Source organism: Sorangium sp. So ce1036 (genome assembly GCF_051369805.1).
GTDB classification, from domain to species: Bacteria; Myxococcota_A; Polyangia; order Polyangiales; family Polyangiaceae; genus Sorangium; species Sorangium cellulosum_F.
In genome coordinates this window covers 6783033-6799161 of record NZ_JBBMOX010000001.1, presented here as the reverse complement: position 1 = coordinate 6799161, position 16129 = coordinate 6783033, and the positions used below count along the sequence as shown (strand labels likewise).

Here is a 16129-nt window from a genome sequence, read left to right as displayed (position 1 = left end):
TCGTGTACAGTCTGTGCCATGCGCCCCCGGGCGCCTTCCGCGAGACCCCATGAGCACCGCGACCGTCGAGTTTGCCGGCATCGAGCTCCTCAGCCCGTGCCCCCACTGCAGCGCGCCGATGGCGGTCAACACGCTGGCCGACCGGTGCCGCTGCTCGAGCTGCCTGATGGAGTCGGCGCTGCCGCCCTCGGTGTGGGACGAGGCGCTACGCGGCGTCGAGAAGGACGTGGTGCAGTTCGCGCCCGGGTACCTGCGCCACGGCCCGGAGTGGGGCGAGGGCGGCCCGCCGCCGGGGCCGCACGTGGAGTGGCTGCGTGGCCACGACGCGCCGCCGTGCCCGCGCTGCCAGCGGCCGATGCGCCTCGCGCCGCAGGGCGGCTGCGTGTGCCCGGGCTGCGGCGCGGGGCGCGCCATCCTGCCCAGGCCGCCGTGGTTGCCGCAGGACAGCCCGGTGCTCGGGTTCGTGAGCGACGAGCCGGCCGTGGCCGAGGAGCGCCCGCGCGAGCCGGTGCACGTCGCGTGCACCCAGTGCGGCGGGCCGCTCGTGGCGGACGGGTCGAGCCGGCTCGTGCCGTGCGGCTACTGCGGGGCGCGGGTGGCGCTGCCCGATGCGGTGTGGGCTGCGCTGCACCCGCCGCGCGTCAAGCGACGGTGGTGGTTCGTCGTCCATGTCGCCTCGGATCCGCGACGGGGGCGGCCCGAGAACAAACGATTTGTCGGATTGATCATCCGGATCTTCACAGCGTGTGTGGTCCTCGCGATGCCCGTTTTCTTCACCGCCATAATCGTCGCAGCAGAGACCCAGCAGGAACCCCTGGTGGTGATAGGTGGTAGCCTCTGCGCGCTCTTCTCTATTCCATTCGGCTTCTTTTTCTGGGGGTGCTGGCGTGACGTGCGCATCTGCCGCGACGAACATGAGGTGGTCGGTAGATTGCAGGGGCCCTGGAGCGCGCGTGGCTCCAACTGTGCCGAGGTGCTGCTAACTCCGCCACACCAGCCGAACAATGTCCTGGCTCGTGTGGTCCTCCGCGATCTTAGCGAAAAGCGGTTCGTGGAGCTTGGTGGCGAGGGTGGCAGAGTGCGCGCATGGATCGCTCGCGGTAATCCCACCGCGGTTCACGTGGAGCCCATGCCCTCCGTTCTAAATACCTGATCCTGATTCGGCAACGGGTAGAACCTTGCCAGCCTGGAGAACATCAGCCCGAGGGCCCAGGACCGGCCTCCTCAAGAATCCTGAGCCCGCTCGGCCGTTGCACGAATCGTGCTCGCCTATTTAGAAGGACGTTGATCGAACTGCACTGCTCTCCCCGGCGCGCCACCCCCTCGCGACGTCCCCGGCCTAAACCGTTTTCTTCCTGAGCGTCCGGATGAGCTTCTGCAAGCCGGCCTGGAACTTCGCCTCGTCCTCGTTTGCTCCCTCGAAGTCGGCCACGACGCGATCGCGTACCGCCTGGGCGACGTCTGCGTTCGACGGCCTCCAGCCCGTGAACACGTAGTCGTCGAGTCGGATCGGGATGAGGTACGAGGCGCCCCCGTCGCGCGCCTCGCGGCTGAGGATCTCCTCGAGCTCGTTCAGAACGCCCTTGCGGTCGAGCGAGTAGCGCGAGCAGATGAGGATCATGCGGTCATGCTCGTTCACACCCTTCCGCATCATGCGGTGGAGCTTCTCCCCGGGGTCCGCATGCTCGGGGAAGAAGAACGTCGTGACCCCATTGCGGTACAGGGCCTCATTGAGCTTGCGCGCGAAGGGTTCGTCTGGAGCACCGTAGCTTATGAATGTGGATTGTAACATCTTGAATATCTCCGTCTTGAGGGAAAGTGCGCAGTCGACCGCGTACTCGACAGTGACTCCCGGCATGCCCGTTCGGATCAAGAAATCTTTGAGGTTTGGCACGCGAACAGAGCGGAGGATGGACGTGTGATCTATATAACTTGGGCCCATGTGAACGACTGGCGGGTCGGCAGTGCATAAGGGGGTGATGTCGACATTCAATAGCAATGTGCCTCGTAGGCGCGAGTGCCGAAGATCCGCTCCTTTGAGATCCGCCCCCTGGAAATTGGCGTCTTCGAGGTTCGTGCCGAGGAGGTTTGCGCCAGTCAGGTTCGCGCCAGTCAGGTTCGCGCCTTGGAGGAGCGCGATAGACAGGTTGGCAGCCTGAAAGTTCGCGCGCTCGAGGCGCGCGTGCCGCAGGTCCGCACTTTGGATGTTCGCTCCCCGAAGGTTCGCGTCCCACAGCATGACACCCAGGAGTAATGTATCCCGGAGGTTCGCCCCCTGAAGGTTCGCGCCACGGAGGGCCGCCCTGCAGAGATTCGCGCGCTGGAGGCTCGCGCCCTGGAGGTTTGCTTCCTGGAGGTTGATGTCCTCTAGCCGCTTGCCCTGGAGGTCGGCACCCTGGAGGTCCGCAAAGGGGAAAAACCTCTCACCTGCGTCGTAGCGGGCGAGCAGCTCCTCCGCGTTCGCGACCTGCGGCCCCAATGTGATGGTTCTGTGCGCTCCCACAGCTCGCCAGGAGCGTCGCACGCCCGACTCGCTGTCCACCACGGCAAAATCGCCGCCGGGCTGCGGAGCGTCGCCGATCCCGGCCGGCTTCCCGCCGTGCCGACCGGAGCGCGTGGGCGCCCTGAGCGATGGAGGGCGTGGTCCGGTCGTGACCGTGGCGGAGGCTAATCACGGGCGAGCGCGGGGGGGGGGCGCGATCGGGCGCTCTGCATCCCCGAGCACGCGCGACGCCGTCGCGTGCCGGCGTCGAGCCCTGCGGCGGGATGCTCGGATCACACGCGAAGACTGGCGCTTCGTGTACATTCTGCGCAAGGCGCCCCGGGGCGCCGAAGGCCGTGAGACCCCATGAGCACCGCGACCGTCGAGTTTGCCGGCATCGAGCTCCTCAGCCCGTGCCCCCACTGCAGCGCGCCGATGGCGGTCAACACGCTGGCCGACCGGTGCCGCTGCTCGAGCTGCCTGATGGAGTCGGCGCTGCCGCCCTCGGTCTGGGACGAGGCGCTGCGCGACGTCGAGAAGGACGTGGTGCAGTTCGCGCCCGGGTACCTCCGCCACGGCCCGGAGTGGGGCGAGGGCGGCCCGCCGCCGGGGCCGCACGTGGAGTGGCTGCGCGGCCACGACGCGCCGCCATGCCCGCGCTGCCAGCGGCCGATGCGCCTCGCGCCGCAGGGCGGCTGCGTGTGCCCGGGCTGCGGCGCGGGGCGCGCGATCTTGCCCAGGCCGCCGTGGCTGCCGCAGGATAGCCCGGTGCTCGGGTTCGTGAGCGACGAGCCGGGCGTGGCCGAGGAGCGCCCGCGCGAGCCGGTGCACGTCGCGTGCACCCAGTGCGGCGGGCCGCTCGTGGCGGACGGGTCGAGCCGGCTCGTGCCGTGCGGCTACTGCGGGGCGCGGGTGGCGTTGCCCGATGCGGTGCGGGCTGCGCTGCACCCGCCGCGCGTCAAGAGGCGGTGGTGGCTCGCGATCTACGTGGCGAACGATCCGCGGCGGGGGCCGGCCGACCCCAGCGCTTTCCATGCATCGGTTGCGCTCGGTTGTCTTCTCTCTGTGGGGCTTGGGTTCAACATATTTATCCTGGCTCTTCCGGTGCTTCGCAATCTCATTCTCGCCGCATCAGGCGTGGCCATACCCCTGATCGTCGTTATATCCATGTGGATCCGGGGGCGCTGGCGTTATCGGCGCATCTGTCGCCCTGAGAACGAAGTCGTGGGCCGTCTGGTCGGTCCTTGGCGTGTGCAGCCAGGGACCAGGGTGCGTCTGACCAAGCCGCATCAGCCGGACCTGGTGCTGGCGTATACAGTGCTGCAAACGAGCGCAGAGCGGTTCGCCGAGCTCGGGGGTGATGGCGGAACGGTTCGCGCATGGCTGATGCCTGGACGTGCGGAACAATCGCATGTCGAGCCGACACCTTCTGCACTGGAATAGGTGCCTCGCTCTGTTTGGCTCACTGCCACAGGTGTGCGGCTCGGCTGGCGTACAGATGCCGGTTCACGCGATCGAGAAGATGCCAGCCATGGTCGTCCAAACCGCGTTCTTGCCGATCTTGGTACCGATGGTCTTCATGTTGACGGAGTTGTTCTGCATCTTGAAGGCAGCGAAGTCGACCTTGAATCCGGTAACGTCCAGTTTTTGATAGCCGATATTGACGCTCCGGTCGAAGGCCTTTGTCTCGGAGATTACGGCTTTCGTCTCCACTCCTATAACCGCCGACTTGTACCAGGTCCTGTCGTTCCAGCTCGCGATCAGCGTGTCCACGAAGCCTTTCGTCTCCTTGTGGCTCCCCGCGTTGGTGACCCTGAACTCCGGCGCGTCGATCACGAAGCTCGGCGCCTTGATGGTGCCGCTCCCGTCGAGCGTCCACGTGATCCCCTTCGTCTGCCAGTCGAGCGCGCCCACCTTCCACGTGACGCCCCCGCCCTCCAGCTTCATCGACCCGAACTTCTCCTCGTGGAGCCCCTCGACCGTCGTCTCCAGGCTCTTGAAGTCCTCGACCACGGCGCCGGCCTTCGTGCGCTTCTTGCCGGCCATCTCGGTGTCCTGGCTGGCGTAGCGCTCGGTCACGTCCTTCGCGGTCGTCTCCTGCGGCCCGTCGATGTTCGTCGTCAGCGACGTGTCGTAGCGCTCCTCGACCGCGCCCTCCACATGGTCGCCCCGCGCGCCCGCGACGTGGACCTCCTGGTCGCCGCCCACGTCCACCGTCTGGGTCGCGCCGACCGTCACGAGGTTGTCGCGGTGGGCGTGCAGCTCGAGCAGCTCCTCGCCCTTCTTGTCCTCCATCATGATCTGGTTGAACCCCTCGCCGCCCGGCGAGGTCTTGCTCTTCCAGATCGAGCGCGTCTTCTCCGCCGGCAGCTTGAGCGGCGCCACGCTCCAGGCGTTGTGCAGGCGCCCGACCACGATCGGCTCGTCCGGATCGCCGTCGAGGTAGGCGATGATCACCTCCTCGTTCACGCGCGGCAGCATCACCATCGACGTCTCGATGGACGACGTGACCACGATGAACGACACCGCCGGGGCCGCCGCGTTCATGCCGGACCCCACCGGCGGCACGAACGGTACCCGCGGCGCGCCGTCGTCGGGAAGGAGCGGTGAGGTCGTGACGGCGGCCGGTCAGAAATGAGAGCGTGTGAGGTCGGGAGGTGGATCGGGGCTGCGGGACGAGGGCGTGGCCGAGTCGGGACCCTGGCGGCCGGTTGGAAACGAGGGCATGGCCAGCTCGCGACCCTGGCGGCGGCGGTAGGAGCGTTCCCGCGATCGTGCGCGCGGTAGCTCTCGTCCCGAGGGCCTTCGAGGCCGACGAGGAGGCCTCCTCGGCTACGCGCGACGCCGTCGCGTGCCGGTGTCGAGCCCTGCGGCGGCATGCTCCGATCACACGCGAAGACCTGCGCTTCGTGTACATTCTGCGCAGCGCGCCCCGGGGCGCCGAAGGCCGTGAGACCCCATGAGCACCGCGACCGTCGAGTTTGCCGGCATCGAGCTCCTCAGCCCGTGCCCCCACTGCAGCGTACCCATGGCGGTCAACACGCTGGCCGACCGGTGCCGCTGCTCGAGCTGCCTGATGGAGTCGGCGCTGCCGCCCTCGGTGTGGGACGAGGCGCTGCGCGACGTCGAGAAGGACGTGGTGCAGTTCGCGCCCGGGTACCTGCGCCACGGCCCGGAGTGGGGCGAGGGCGGCCCGCCGCCGGGGCCGCACGTGGAGTGGCTGCGCGGCCACGATGCGCCGCCGTGCCCGCGCTGCCAGCGGCCGATGCGCCTCGCGCCGCAGGGCGGCTGCGTGTGCCCGGGCTGCGGCGCGGGGCGCGCGATCTTGCCCAGGCCGCCGTGGCTGCCGCAGGACAGCCCGGTGCTCGGGTTCGTGAGCGACGAGCCGGCCGTGGCCGAGGAGCGCCCGCGCGAGCCGGTGCACGTCGCGTGCACCCAGTGCGGCGGGCCGCTCGTGGCGGACGGGTCGAGCCGGCTCGTGCCGTGCGGCTACTGCGGGGCGCGGGTGGCGTTGCCCGATGCGGTGTGGGCTGCGCTGCACCCGCCGCGCGTCAAGAGGCGGTGGTGGCTGGCGATCTATGTGGCGAACGATCCGCGACGGGGGCCGGCCGATACGAAGAACTTTACCAGGCTAGCCGAGCGGGCCTTGGAGGTGGCGATGATCCTCGCTCTCCTCGTCCCCATAGCCGGTATCATCTTTGCGTATGAGAAGCACTTAGACCCCGCGCGGGTGGTTGTTGGTAGCTTGCTCTGCATCTTCAGTGTTCCATCGGCCATGTGGCTTCACGGGCGATGGCTCCACAGCCGTATTTGTCGCCCGGAGCACGAAGTGGTCGGTCGGATAGCTGGCGACATGGGCGACCCGTCCGGCGTCGAGGTGCTTCTTACGCCGCCGGGTCAGCCTGCGGTGATATTGACGCGCCTGGTTCTTAAATCCTCCAATGAGCGCAGGAAGCGGTTGGCGGAGCTCGGGGGCAAAAATGGCAAGATACGTGCTTGGGCGATCCCGGAAAAACCGAAGAGGGTGCACGTCGAGCTCGTGCCCTCAGTGCTGGAGTGACGCCGCCGGACATGTCGTGTCGACCTGCTCGTGACTGGAAGTGGTTGGCATTGCAGGGAAGCCTGCCGAGGTTTGCCATGTGACGGGCTCCCGTGTGGCTTCTGTCGCAACCAGGAATCTTCTGGCGAGTGGCACGGTATGCCCGATGCGATCACACGATCGTGACGATGCCGGCGATTAAGGTGCTCAAACCGGTCTGCCTGATGCTGCTCATGCTCTTGCCGAGCTCGGTTGGCGTATTCTGCATCCTATAGGCGGCTCTGTCGATCTTCAGGACGCACATGTCGTTTTTGACCATGCCGACGTTGGTGCTGAAGCCGTAGAATTTGCTCTCCAATATGACGAACTTCTTTTCGGCGCTGATGACCGATGCCTTGCGTGTCGTCCTCTCATCCCAGGCGGCTTGCAACGTCTCCACTATGCCTTTCGTCTCCTTGTGACTCCCCGCGTTGGTGACCCTGAACTCCGGCGCGTCGATCACGAAGCTCGGCGCCTTGATGGTGCCGCTCCCGTCGAGCGTCCACGTGATCCCCTTCGTCTGCCAGTCGAGCGCGCCCACCTTCCACGTGACGCCCCCGCCCTCCAGCTTCATCGACCCGAACTTCTCCTCGTGGAGCCCCTCGACCGTCGTCTCCAGGCTCTTGAAGTCCTCGACCACGGCGCCGGCCTTCGTGCGCTTCTTGCCGGCCATCTCGGTGTCCTGGCTGGCGTAGCGCTCGGTCACGTCCTTCGCGGTCGTCTCCTGCGGCCCGTCGATGTTCGTCGTCAGCGACGTGTCGTAGCGCTCCTCGACCGCGCCCTCGACGTGGTCGCCCCGCGCGCCCGCGACGTGGACCTCCTGGGCGCCGCCCACGTCCACCGTCTGGGTCGCGCCGACCGTCACGAGGTTGTCGCGGTGGGCGTGCAGCTCGAGCAGCTCCTCGCCCTTCTTGTCCTCCATCATGATCTGGTTGAACCCCTCGCCGCCCGGCGAGGTCTTGCTCTTCCAGATCGAGCGCGTCTTCTCCGCCGGCAGCTTGAGCGGCGCCACGCTCCAGGCGTTGTGCAGGCGCCCGACCACGATCGGCTCGTCCGGATCGCCGTCGAGGTAGGCGATGATCACCTCCTCGTTCACGCGCGGCAGCATCACCATGCCGTAGTCGAGCCCGGCCCAGCCCTGCGAGACGCGGACGAACCGCGTCGGGTTGCCCTCGTGCAGATCGCGGCGATCCCACCGGAACTCGACCTTGACGCGGCCGTGCTCGTCGACGTCGATCTCGTCCACGCCCGCCTGGTTGCCGACCACGAACGCGGTGTGCGTGCCGTGGATGCGCGGCTTGGGCCGGCGCGCCGGCCGCCATGGATCGCCCGCAGGCACGCAGTCGAGGACGTGCCGCCGCACCGGGTGGCCGTCCGCCCCCTCCGTGACCGTGCAGCGCGACCGCACCACGAGGAGCTGGCCGTTCACGTCGGCCCGCGGGTGACCCTCCACCGTGAAACGACCGCCCGCGCCGAGCGCGAAGCTCGTGTGGCACGTGAGGACGCGCCGCTCCGAGCGGGCCTCCTCCAGGTACCGCCGGGCGAGCGCCTCGCCCCGCTTCTCGGTGGCCGCCGCGAACCGGTTCGTCAGGAACTCGTAGCGCTCCAGCGTCGCCTCGCGGACGAACGTCGCCTGCGACGCCTCGGCCCGCTGCTCGAGGACGTAGTCCGGCTTCTTGAAGTCGTAGTCCCGCACCGTGACCATCGACGTCTCGATGGACGACGTGACCGCGATGAACGAGACCGCCGGGGCCGCCGCGTTCATGCCGGACCCCACCGGCGGCACGAAGCGCACCCGCGGCGCGCCGTCGTCCGTGAAGGCCGTGTCCTCGAGGAGGACCCAGTCGCTGCTCCCGGACCCGTGATCGAAGTGGGCGATGAGGCCCTCCTCCGAGAGCGCGCGGAACATGAAGTCGCAGTCGGTCTCCCCGTACTGGACGCGGTACTCGGGCGCCGGCCGGTCGGGCGAGGTGACCAGCGAGACCGGCGCCGGGATCCGGCCGCCGTACACGCCCACCACGACCTTGCACACGGCGTCCGCCGTGAGGTGCTGGAAGATGCGGTTGTCGACACACCGCGTGGCGAGCCAGAGGGGCGGCACGACCGCCAGCTCGTACCGCGACACGCCGGTCGGCTCCGCCGAGAGCTGCCGCACGCGCCGCACGATGCCGCGCACCCGCCGGAGGAACGGCTCCGCGCCGAGATCGACGACGATCTCCTCGCCCACCACGCTCGAGAGATCGACCTCCGGATCGGGGCTCGTCACCTCGAGCGTCAGCTCGAAGAGCTCGTTGAGCGCGTCCCGGTAATCGAGCTGATGGACCTCGAAGCCGGTGACTCCGGAGGTGGGGAACGTCAGGCTCACGTCGATGGCCATGTCGCGTCTCCTCGGGGGGGCGCCGCGGGCGCGGCGCTCATCGCGGGTCGTGCGGGCTCTTCCCGTCGGGAGAAGAGCGGGAGCGGTGCTGCCAGTAAAGCTCACGCCACCGCCGGTGCGCCGCAGGGTCGCGCGCCAGGCGGTCGCGCCAGAAGCCGTCCACCGCGAGGCGCGCCTCGGGGCGGCCCAGCCCGTACCGCGCAAAGAGAGCCTCCGCGTCGCCGGGAGAGGCGGCGAGATCGGCGCACAGCGACGCGTACTGCTCCAGCGAGAGCGCCGGGGCCGGCGCGGCGCTCGAGGGAGCGTCCGGCGCAGCGCTCGAGGGCGCGTCCGGCGCAGCGCGCGCGGCGGACGCGAACGGCAAGGCCGGCGCCGCCGGGGCTCCGGAGATCGGATGGGTGCCGGTCAGGCTGGTGAAGCCGCGCATGCCCTCCGGAACAAGGGCGCTGTCCGCGACCGGCCCCGCGAGCGGAGGCGCGGGGGGGCCGAAGGGCAACACAGGGGCTCGCGCCGCGGCGTCGGAGGTCGGCTGGGTGCCGCGGAGGTCCGTGAACCCACGCATCCCCGGCGGAACCAGCGACGCGGGGTCGTCCACCGGCCGGGGCGGCCCGCCGGCCGAGGCCGGCGCGGCGAGCCTGGAGGTGGCCGGCGAGGCGAGCCCGGAGGCGGCCGGCGCGGCGAGCCCGGAGGCGGCCGGCGCGGCGAGCCCGGAGGCGGCCGGCGAGGCGCGCCCGGAGGCGGCCGGCGCGGCGAGCCCGGAGGCGGCCGGCGAGGCGAGCCCGGAGGCGGCCGGCGCAGCACGGAGATAGCTCGGCACCTCCGGCGGGCGGCTCGGGGCAGGCTCGCCGGGGGGCCGCGGCGCGGGCTCGTCCTCCAGCCCGGGCAGCGCAGTGGCCCCCTGGGTCGATGGGGGAGGCCGGAGGCGCAGCGCGTTGGGCGATGGGAGCATCAGCAAGCGCTTGAGCTGTTTCGTGATCATCGCTGCTGTCGTCGGACGCGCCGGGGCTCCCAATCTCTCCGGGCCGGCGACATCCGTCAATGCCCGACGATGCGCGCCGGCGAAATCCCCCTCCCTGCGCTCGCGCGCGTCATGTAGAGAGAGCTCCGGCCGGGATCGCCTGTCTCCGGCGCCCGCCGCGCCCTCGGCGGCGTGGCCCGCCGGGCGATCATGGCCCCTGTCGACAGGCCCTGAGCGCGCCCGTGCGCAGTGGAGTTGTCCTCATGTCCGATGCCCACATCTATCAGCGTGATATCGAGGCGTTCGGCCGCTTCACCGTGTCGCGGATCCAGGAGCTCGTCCTGCCGATCGACGCGGACTTCAGGCAGGCCCTGCGCGCCATGGCGGCGCGCCTCGACGCCGCGACCGAGGCCGTGCTCGAGGAGGCGCGCAAGGCCGCCGCCGCCCGGGCCACGCCCCCCGCGTCCGGCCGCGCGCGGCGCGGGAAGGCCGATCCGATCGCGGCGGGCCGCGACGTGATGCGCCGCCTCGTCCAGCAGGCCGGAGCGCGGCCCGGCGGCGCCGCGCTGACCCGCGACCTCCTCCGGCAAGAGAGCCTCGCCACGGTGCTCCGCCGCCGCCCCGCGGAGCTCGCCGCGACCATGACGCACGCCCTCGACGTGATCGAGCTGCGCGGGCGCCGGCTGCCGGACCGCGAGGCCTGGGCGGCCGAGATCAGGCGCTCGCGGGACGCCATCGCGCCGCTCGCGAGGAGCGTGCGCGCGCGCCGCCTCGAGCGCCGCACCCCGACCCCCGAGATGCAGGCCGCGCGCGCCGCGTGGCTCGAGGTCTACGGCGCCGCGAAGCTCCTCGTCCGGTGCGTGCTCCGGCTCCACGGCGAGCTGTCCTTGATGCCGCAGATCTTCGACGACCTCGCGGACGAGGTCCGCGCCCCGACGGACCCCGCCGCGCCCACCCCGCCGTCATCGACGCCGCAGGCCGCTGGACGGCGGGATCGTCGCGGGGCGCGGGGAGGGGCGATGTCCGCGAGAGGGTAATTCAAGGAGGCGGTAGGCCCGAGGCGGGGCAGATCGGGATACCCCCCCGGGAGCTCACTTCCCGCCGAGGTGCGTCCGGAAGAAGCGCACGATGTGCCCGTACTGGAGCACCTGGTTGTCGCGCTTCTGCGCCCCATGCCCCTCGTCGGCGAACAGGATGAGCTCCGACGGGATCTTCTTCGCCTCCAGCGCCTTTTGGATCTGCACCGACTCGCCGGCAGGGACGCGCGGATCCGTCACCCCCTGCACGATCAAGAGCGGTGACTTCACCCGATCGAGGTACGTGATCGGCGAGAGCTTCATCAGCGCGTCGTGGTCCTTCTCGGGATCGCCGTACTCGGAGATCCGGAGGATGCGCCGGTAGGGCGCCGTGTTCTTCAGGAACGTGACCAGGTTGCTCATCCCCACGACCGCGGCGCCCGCGTCGTAGGCCCCGGCGAACATCGTCATGCCCACCAGCGCGGAATAGCCGCCGTAGCTGCCGCCGAAGATGCCGACCCGGGGCGGCCGGCCCTCGTGGCCGAAATGCGCCCTGACGAACTTCGCGGCGTCCTCGATGTCCGTGATGACGTCGAGCCGCTTCGCGCCGTCGTCGGCGTGCAGCCACGTCTTGCCGTAACCGTCGCTCCCCCGCACGTTCGGCTCGACGAACACGAAGCCGGCGTCCACGAAGATCTGCGCCCGCGCGCCGAAGCCGGCCGTCGTCTGGCTCTCCGGGCCGCCGTGGAAATGGACGATCACCGGGCACGGCTGGTCGCAGCGCGCGGGGCGCCGCACGAACATCGGGATCTGCGTCCCGTCCCGCGCCGGGTACGACTCGAGCGTGGCCGCCGCGAACGCGTCCGCGTCGACCTCGGGCATGCTCGGGGTGAGCCACTGCGTGAGCTTGCCCGTGGTCCAGTCGAGGACATGGCTCGTCGCCGGCGATCTCGAGGTCTCCACGAGCAGCGTCGTGTACCGGCCGTCCCTCGTCGTCGCGACCGGCACGACGTGATCGGCCGCGGGGAGCGCGGGCAGCTTGAGCTCGCGGTGCGTCCTCGCGTCCAGCGCCCGGAGCCGCGTGTAGCCGCGCTCGTTCACCGTGTAGAGGATCCGCCGCTTCGCGCGGTCGATGGAGAACCCGCTGACGTCGAACGGGATCTCCGGCGTGATCGGCGAGAGCTTCCCCTCCTTCCAGCGGTACAGCCGGCGATGCTCCCCGAGGCGCGGCGTGAGGACGAGGATCTCGCCGGGCGCCGCGCCGTACGCGGCCTCGTAGTCCTCGCGCTCGCCCAGCCCGAACAGCGACGTCAGCGTCCCGGCCGCCAGATCCGGCGTCGCGGCGCCCTTCGGGCCCGGCGCCCACTCGAAGAACTCGCTCATGTTCGAGCCCACGTCCCTCGCGAGCAGCAGGCGGCCGTCGGACGTGGCGTCCACGGCGCGCCAGATGCCCTCGCGATCGAACACGAGCTCACGCCGCTTCGACGCGATGTCATACCGGTAGATGGCATACGCGTCCTTCCGGAGGTCGTTGGCTCGATAATAGATGTATCGCCCGTCGTCGGAGACGAGCTGAAGCTGCGTCTGCACGCCGGGCTCGTGCTGGATGGCGAGCAGCGGGCCGCCCTTCACGTCCTGGAGGTAAAGCCCGGGGTTCTCCTCGCCCTTGCGATCGCGCGAGAGCACGAGGTGCGCGCCGCCCGGCGTGATGTCCCGGACCACCGTCGCGTCCTCGCCGCCCGTCAGCTGCACCGGGAAGCGCTGAGGCCCGTCGAGCCGGAAGACCTGCCTCGTCCCCGTGATCGTCCAGGTGAAGAAGAGCGATTTGCCGTCCGGCCCGAGGACGCCGCCCCCGGGCGCGCGCACGTCGAGCATCGCCTGGATCCGGCGCGACACGTCGTCCGGGAGCGGGGGCGGCGCGTAGCGGGCCAGGATCTCGGGGGACACGCTCGCCGCGCCGTGCCCCTCGTAGCCCGCCGGAGAGGGCGTCTCGACCAACGGTGCGGCCGGCGTCGCCCGCGGCGCCTCGGCAGGTGCGGTCGCCGGCGGCCGCGCGGGCGCGCCGTTCGCGGGGACGGCCGGCGCGGGCGCGCACGCGGCAGACAGGGGAAGGAGGAGGAGCGGCAGCGCGCTGTCGCGGCGCCGCCGCCGCTGCGGGAGGGACGACATGCGGCGCATTTCGCCCGCGATGCCGGGCCACGGCAAGGTTGAAAGGCCGCCCGGCGAAGCGGGAGGCGCGCGCCGGCGAAGGGGGGGAGGCGCGCGCCGGCGAAGAGGGGAGGAGCACGCCGGCGAGGAGGGGCTGGCCGGCTCAGTCAGGCTCGCCGGGGAGCTTCAGGCGGCCGAGGATCGCCTCCGCCGCCGCGAGCTGCGCCGCGACCTGCCGCAGCGCCTCGGCCTCCTCGCCCTGGAGCGAGATGTTCGGGACGAGCGCGTTCAGCGCCCGGCGGTTGTATGCCAGCCCCACCGGCGAGCCCTTCTCCAGGTTCATCGCCATCGATCCGGCCAGCAACGTCAGCGCCTCCCGGTGCTGCCCCTTCGCGGACAGCACCTCCGCGAGCGCCGCCGTCGAGCGCGCCAGGCCGATGAGATCGCCGTGCGCCTGCTCCGCCTCGATCGCCGCGGTGAGGCGCTGCGTCGCACGATCGAGGCGCCCCTTGCGCAGCTCCAGCCGGCCGAGGGTCTCCCACACCCGGGCGAGCTCCCGGGCGTCGCCGATCTGCCTGTAGGTGCGCTCCGCGGCGAGCGCGTGGTCGATGCCCATCGAGAGCGCGTCGGACTCGCGCCCGGGCCGGGCAGGGACATGGAGCGGGATCCGCGCGAACAGGTGATCGGTCTCCGCGAGCTCGACGCGCGCGGCCGGATCGACCCGGGCCCGCTCCTCGAAGACCCGGCGCGACTCGGTCAGGAGGTGCGTCGCCCGCACGGGATCGCCCATGCGCACGTAGACCGCGGCCTGGTCGTTGAGCAGCCGGGCGGCGCCGAGCGCGTCCCCCGCGTCGAGCAGCAGGCGGCTCGCCGCCGTGAGCTCCGCGAGCGCGCGCTCCAGCGAGCGCAGGTCGCCCACGTCGTAGCAGACGCTCGCGAGGAGGGCGGCGAGCTCGGCGTGCAGCTCCGGCGGGTCGCCCGGCGCGAGGAGCGCCCGCGCGGCGTCGAGCACCTCGAGCGCGCCCGCCAGCGTGAAGGCCGGGTCCGGCCCGGCCGCCATCCACTGCACCCGGCCGATGCCCGCGAGCGCGCCGATGCGGAGCCGCCGGCGCTCCGGCGTGGCCGGGAGGCCGTCGAGCAGCGAGAGCGCCTTCTGCCCGTAGCTCAGCGCCTGGGCGTACGCGCCCGCGGCCGCCGCCTCCGTCGCGGCAGCGCGGTACCGCCGCGCCGCCGCCTCGATCTCGCCGGCCTCGGTCAGGTGAGCCGCCGCCCGCGCCTCGTGGCCCCGGCGGCCCGCGCCGTGCGGCGCCGCGCTCGCGGCCCCCGTCGCGCCGTCGCGGCCCTGCGCCGGCGGGGCCGGGTGCAGGGACACCTCGAGCGGCGCGGCGGCGCGCAGCGACTCGGCCGCGGCGCGCGCGGGATCGACGAGGCGCGCCGCGGCCGCGGCGTCGGTCACCGGGGGCCACGACACGGAAGGGCGCGCCGCGGCGGGAGCCCGCTCGGACAGCGTGGCCGGGACGCGCAGCGAGCCCGCCAGCGCCGAGCGGCTCGGCGCCGCGCCCGGCTCGTCGGGCGCGGGGCCGGCGCCGGACGGGGCGAGGTCGCGCGGCACCCGGACCGGCCCCGGGATGGGCGCGTCCAGCGAGTCGGGCGGGGCGTCGAGCACGAGGGACTCGGGCGGCTCCGAGGGGGGGCCGCCGTCGCCGCCCCGGAGGAACAGGTCGGCGTAGGGCCACGGCAGGCCCCCGGGCGCGGCAGGCGCCATCGGCGTGGACCTGTCCTGAGGCCGCTCGGGGGCAGCGACCCGCGACGTCGCGAAGCGCGGGGCGCCCGGGGGCGCGCCGGTCGGATGGCCCGCGGCCGGCGGCGGCCTCAGCGTGTCGGTCGCCTGCGGCGCCGCGCGCGGCGCCGGGAGCCCGGGCTCGCCGTCCGCCTCGTCCCGGCCGTCGCCGGGGCCCTGCGCCGCCGCGCTGCTGGCCGGATGGCTCGCCCCGGCGGCGGCGAGGGCGCCGGGCGGCGCGGCCGCGGGCGGAGAGGGCTGCGCGGTGGTCGCGCGCGGCGCGCCGATCGTGGACGCCGGCGCCGGCAACGACGACGGGGGGGGCGGCACGGGCGGCGCCGTCCCGGCCCGCACCGGCGCGGCCGCGGGCCGCGCCTCGGGCTGCTCCTCGCAGAGGAGCGCCGCGAGCCGCCGGTGCCACACGCGCGCGAGCGACGGGAGGATCGACCTCCGGAGCGCCTCGACGGTCTCCTGCGGCAGATGGAAGCGCCCCTCGCCGCGGTCCTCGACGGGGACGCCCGCGTCCGCGGCGCGCTGCAGCGCCTCGAGCACGTCGACCGCGTCGATGCGGAGGAGCGCCGCGACGAGCTCGCCCTCGAAGCCCGAGCCGACGATCGCGCCGGCCCGGAGCACCCGGAGCACGTCGCCGGGGAGATCGCGCAGCGAGACCTGCGGCGGCGGGGGCGCGACCGCACAGGTCGGCGCGCTCGCGCCGTCGGGCGGCCGGATGACGGCGTCCGGGCCGAGGGCCGCGCGCACCGCGGCGAGCAGCTCGCCCGCGGGGCCGGTGGGCGCGTGCAGGCGAAAGGAGAGGACGAGCGCGACCTCCAGCGCGTCGGCGCGCGACACCACCCGCCGCAGCACGTCGAGCGTGGCGGGATCGGCGCGCTCCACGGCGTCGAAGACGATCGCCCACCGGCGATCCGTCTGCCGCGCGAGGCGGTTCAGGGCGTCGATGAGCTCGGCGTCGGCCATCCGCTCGTGGACGTCGCCGAGCAGCCGTCGCCTGAGCCCCGAGACGACGCGGGTCCGCGCCTGATCGAGCAGCGGCGGCGCCCCGCCGACGAGCCGCTCGATCTTGCCCCGCACCTCGTGGAGCGGCCCCAGCGTCGCCTCGGGCACGTCGCAGCGCACGCGCAGCACGCGCAGCCCGAGCTGGGGCGGGGGCTCCCCGGGGACGATGTCCAGGAGGGCGGTGTGCCGGCCCTCGGAAATGCGCTGCCAAAGCTGTTCCACGGTCCACTCCCTCGACGCGGCGCGCCCGGAGGCTCTGCGGGGGCGCGCCTGCTC

At 72.0% G+C, this 16129-nt stretch carries 10 protein-coding genes; 4 read left to right on the top strand and 6 right to left on the bottom strand.

Translation table 11 applies throughout. The features are described 5' to 3' along the window. The first annotated feature begins 49 nt into the window (after positions 1-49). A complete protein-coding gene (locus WMF31_RS25515; RefSeq protein WP_436604438.1) occupies positions 50-1153 on the top strand; it encodes a hypothetical protein in 1104 nt (367 codons plus the stop codon). 186 nt (positions 1154-1339) lie between these two features. On the opposite strand, the gene WMF31_RS25510 is transcribed toward WMF31_RS25515, so the two are convergent. Beyond that, positions 1340-2545: a toll/interleukin-1 receptor domain-containing protein gene (locus WMF31_RS25510; RefSeq protein WP_436604437.1), complete on the bottom strand. Its 1206-nt coding sequence runs from the start codon at positions 2543-2545 to the stop codon at positions 1340-1342. Positions 2546-2848: 303 nt separating this feature from the next. Between WMF31_RS25510 and WMF31_RS25505 the strand changes: the two genes are divergently transcribed. Further along, entirely contained in the window at positions 2849-3925 is a 1077-nt protein-coding gene (locus WMF31_RS25505) for a hypothetical protein (protein WP_436604436.1), read from the top strand. Positions 3926-3988: 63 nt separating this feature from the next. Here WMF31_RS25505 and WMF31_RS25500 read toward each other — a convergent pair whose 3' ends face one another. Further along, positions 3989-5029: a bacteriophage T4 gp5 trimerisation domain-containing protein gene (locus WMF31_RS25500; protein ID WP_436604435.1), complete on the bottom strand. Its 1041-nt coding sequence runs from the start codon at positions 5027-5029 to the stop codon at positions 3989-3991. A 412-nt stretch (positions 5030-5441) separates the two neighbouring features. On the opposite strand from WMF31_RS25500, the gene WMF31_RS25495 reads away from it, so the two are divergent. Further along, on the top strand, positions 5442-6542 hold the full coding sequence (locus tag WMF31_RS25495) for a hypothetical protein (RefSeq protein WP_436604434.1): 1101 nt from the start codon (positions 5442-5444) through the stop codon (positions 6540-6542). Between the two features lie 151 nt (positions 6543-6693). On the opposite strand, the gene WMF31_RS25490 is transcribed toward WMF31_RS25495, so the two are convergent. Then, the gene (locus tag WMF31_RS25490) at positions 6694-8937 is read right to left on the bottom strand and encodes a type VI secretion system Vgr family protein (protein ID WP_436604433.1); all 2244 of its coding nucleotides are present in this window, start codon (positions 8935-8937) and stop codon (positions 6694-6696) included. 37 nt (positions 8938-8974) lie between these two features. Continuing rightward, entirely contained in the window at positions 8975-9916 is a 942-nt protein-coding gene (locus WMF31_RS25485; protein ID WP_436604432.1) for a hypothetical protein, read from the bottom strand. Between the two features lie 242 nt (positions 9917-10158). Here WMF31_RS25485 and WMF31_RS25480 point away from each other — a divergent pair, with 242 nt between their 5' ends. Further along, a complete protein-coding gene (locus WMF31_RS25480) occupies positions 10159-10932 on the top strand; it encodes a hypothetical protein (RefSeq protein ID WP_436604431.1) in 774 nt (257 codons plus the stop codon). 54 nt (positions 10933-10986) lie between these two features. On the opposite strand, the gene WMF31_RS25475 is transcribed toward WMF31_RS25480, so the two are convergent. Further along, a complete protein-coding gene (locus WMF31_RS25475) occupies positions 10987-13080 on the bottom strand; it encodes a S9 family peptidase (RefSeq protein WP_436604430.1) in 2094 nt (697 codons plus the stop codon). A 142-nt stretch (positions 13081-13222) separates the two neighbouring features. Continuing rightward, positions 13223-16075 (bottom strand): hypothetical protein, encoded by a 2853-nt coding sequence (locus tag WMF31_RS25470; RefSeq protein ID WP_436604429.1) that lies wholly within the window; start codon positions 16073-16075, stop codon positions 13223-13225. Positions 16076-16129: the final 54 nt, after the last annotated feature.

Coding starts and splice junctions, on each gene's coding strand:
- WMF31_RS25515 (WP_436604438.1), top strand. CDS start 50: ATGAGCACCGCGACCGTCGAGTTTGCCGGCATCGAGCTCCTCAGCCCG.
- WMF31_RS25505 (WP_436604436.1), top strand. CDS start 2,849: ATGAGCACCGCGACCGTCGAGTTTGCCGGCATCGAGCTCCTCAGCCCG.
- WMF31_RS25500 (WP_436604435.1), bottom strand. CDS start 5,029: ATGAACGCGGCGGCCCCGGCGGTGTCGTTCATCGTGGTCACGTCGTCC.
- WMF31_RS25495 (WP_436604434.1), top strand. CDS start 5,442: ATGAGCACCGCGACCGTCGAGTTTGCCGGCATCGAGCTCCTCAGCCCG.
- WMF31_RS25490 (WP_436604433.1), bottom strand. CDS start 8,937: ATGGCCATCGACGTGAGCCTGACGTTCCCCACCTCCGGAGTCACCGGC.
- WMF31_RS25485 (WP_436604432.1), bottom strand. CDS start 9,916: ATGATCACGAAACAGCTCAAGCGCTTGCTGATGCTCCCATCGCCCAAC.
- WMF31_RS25480 (WP_436604431.1), top strand. CDS start 10,159: ATGTCCGATGCCCACATCTATCAGCGTGATATCGAGGCGTTCGGCCGC.
- WMF31_RS25475 (WP_436604430.1), bottom strand. CDS start 13,080: ATGTCGTCCCTCCCGCAGCGGCGGCGGCGCCGCGACAGCGCGCTGCCG.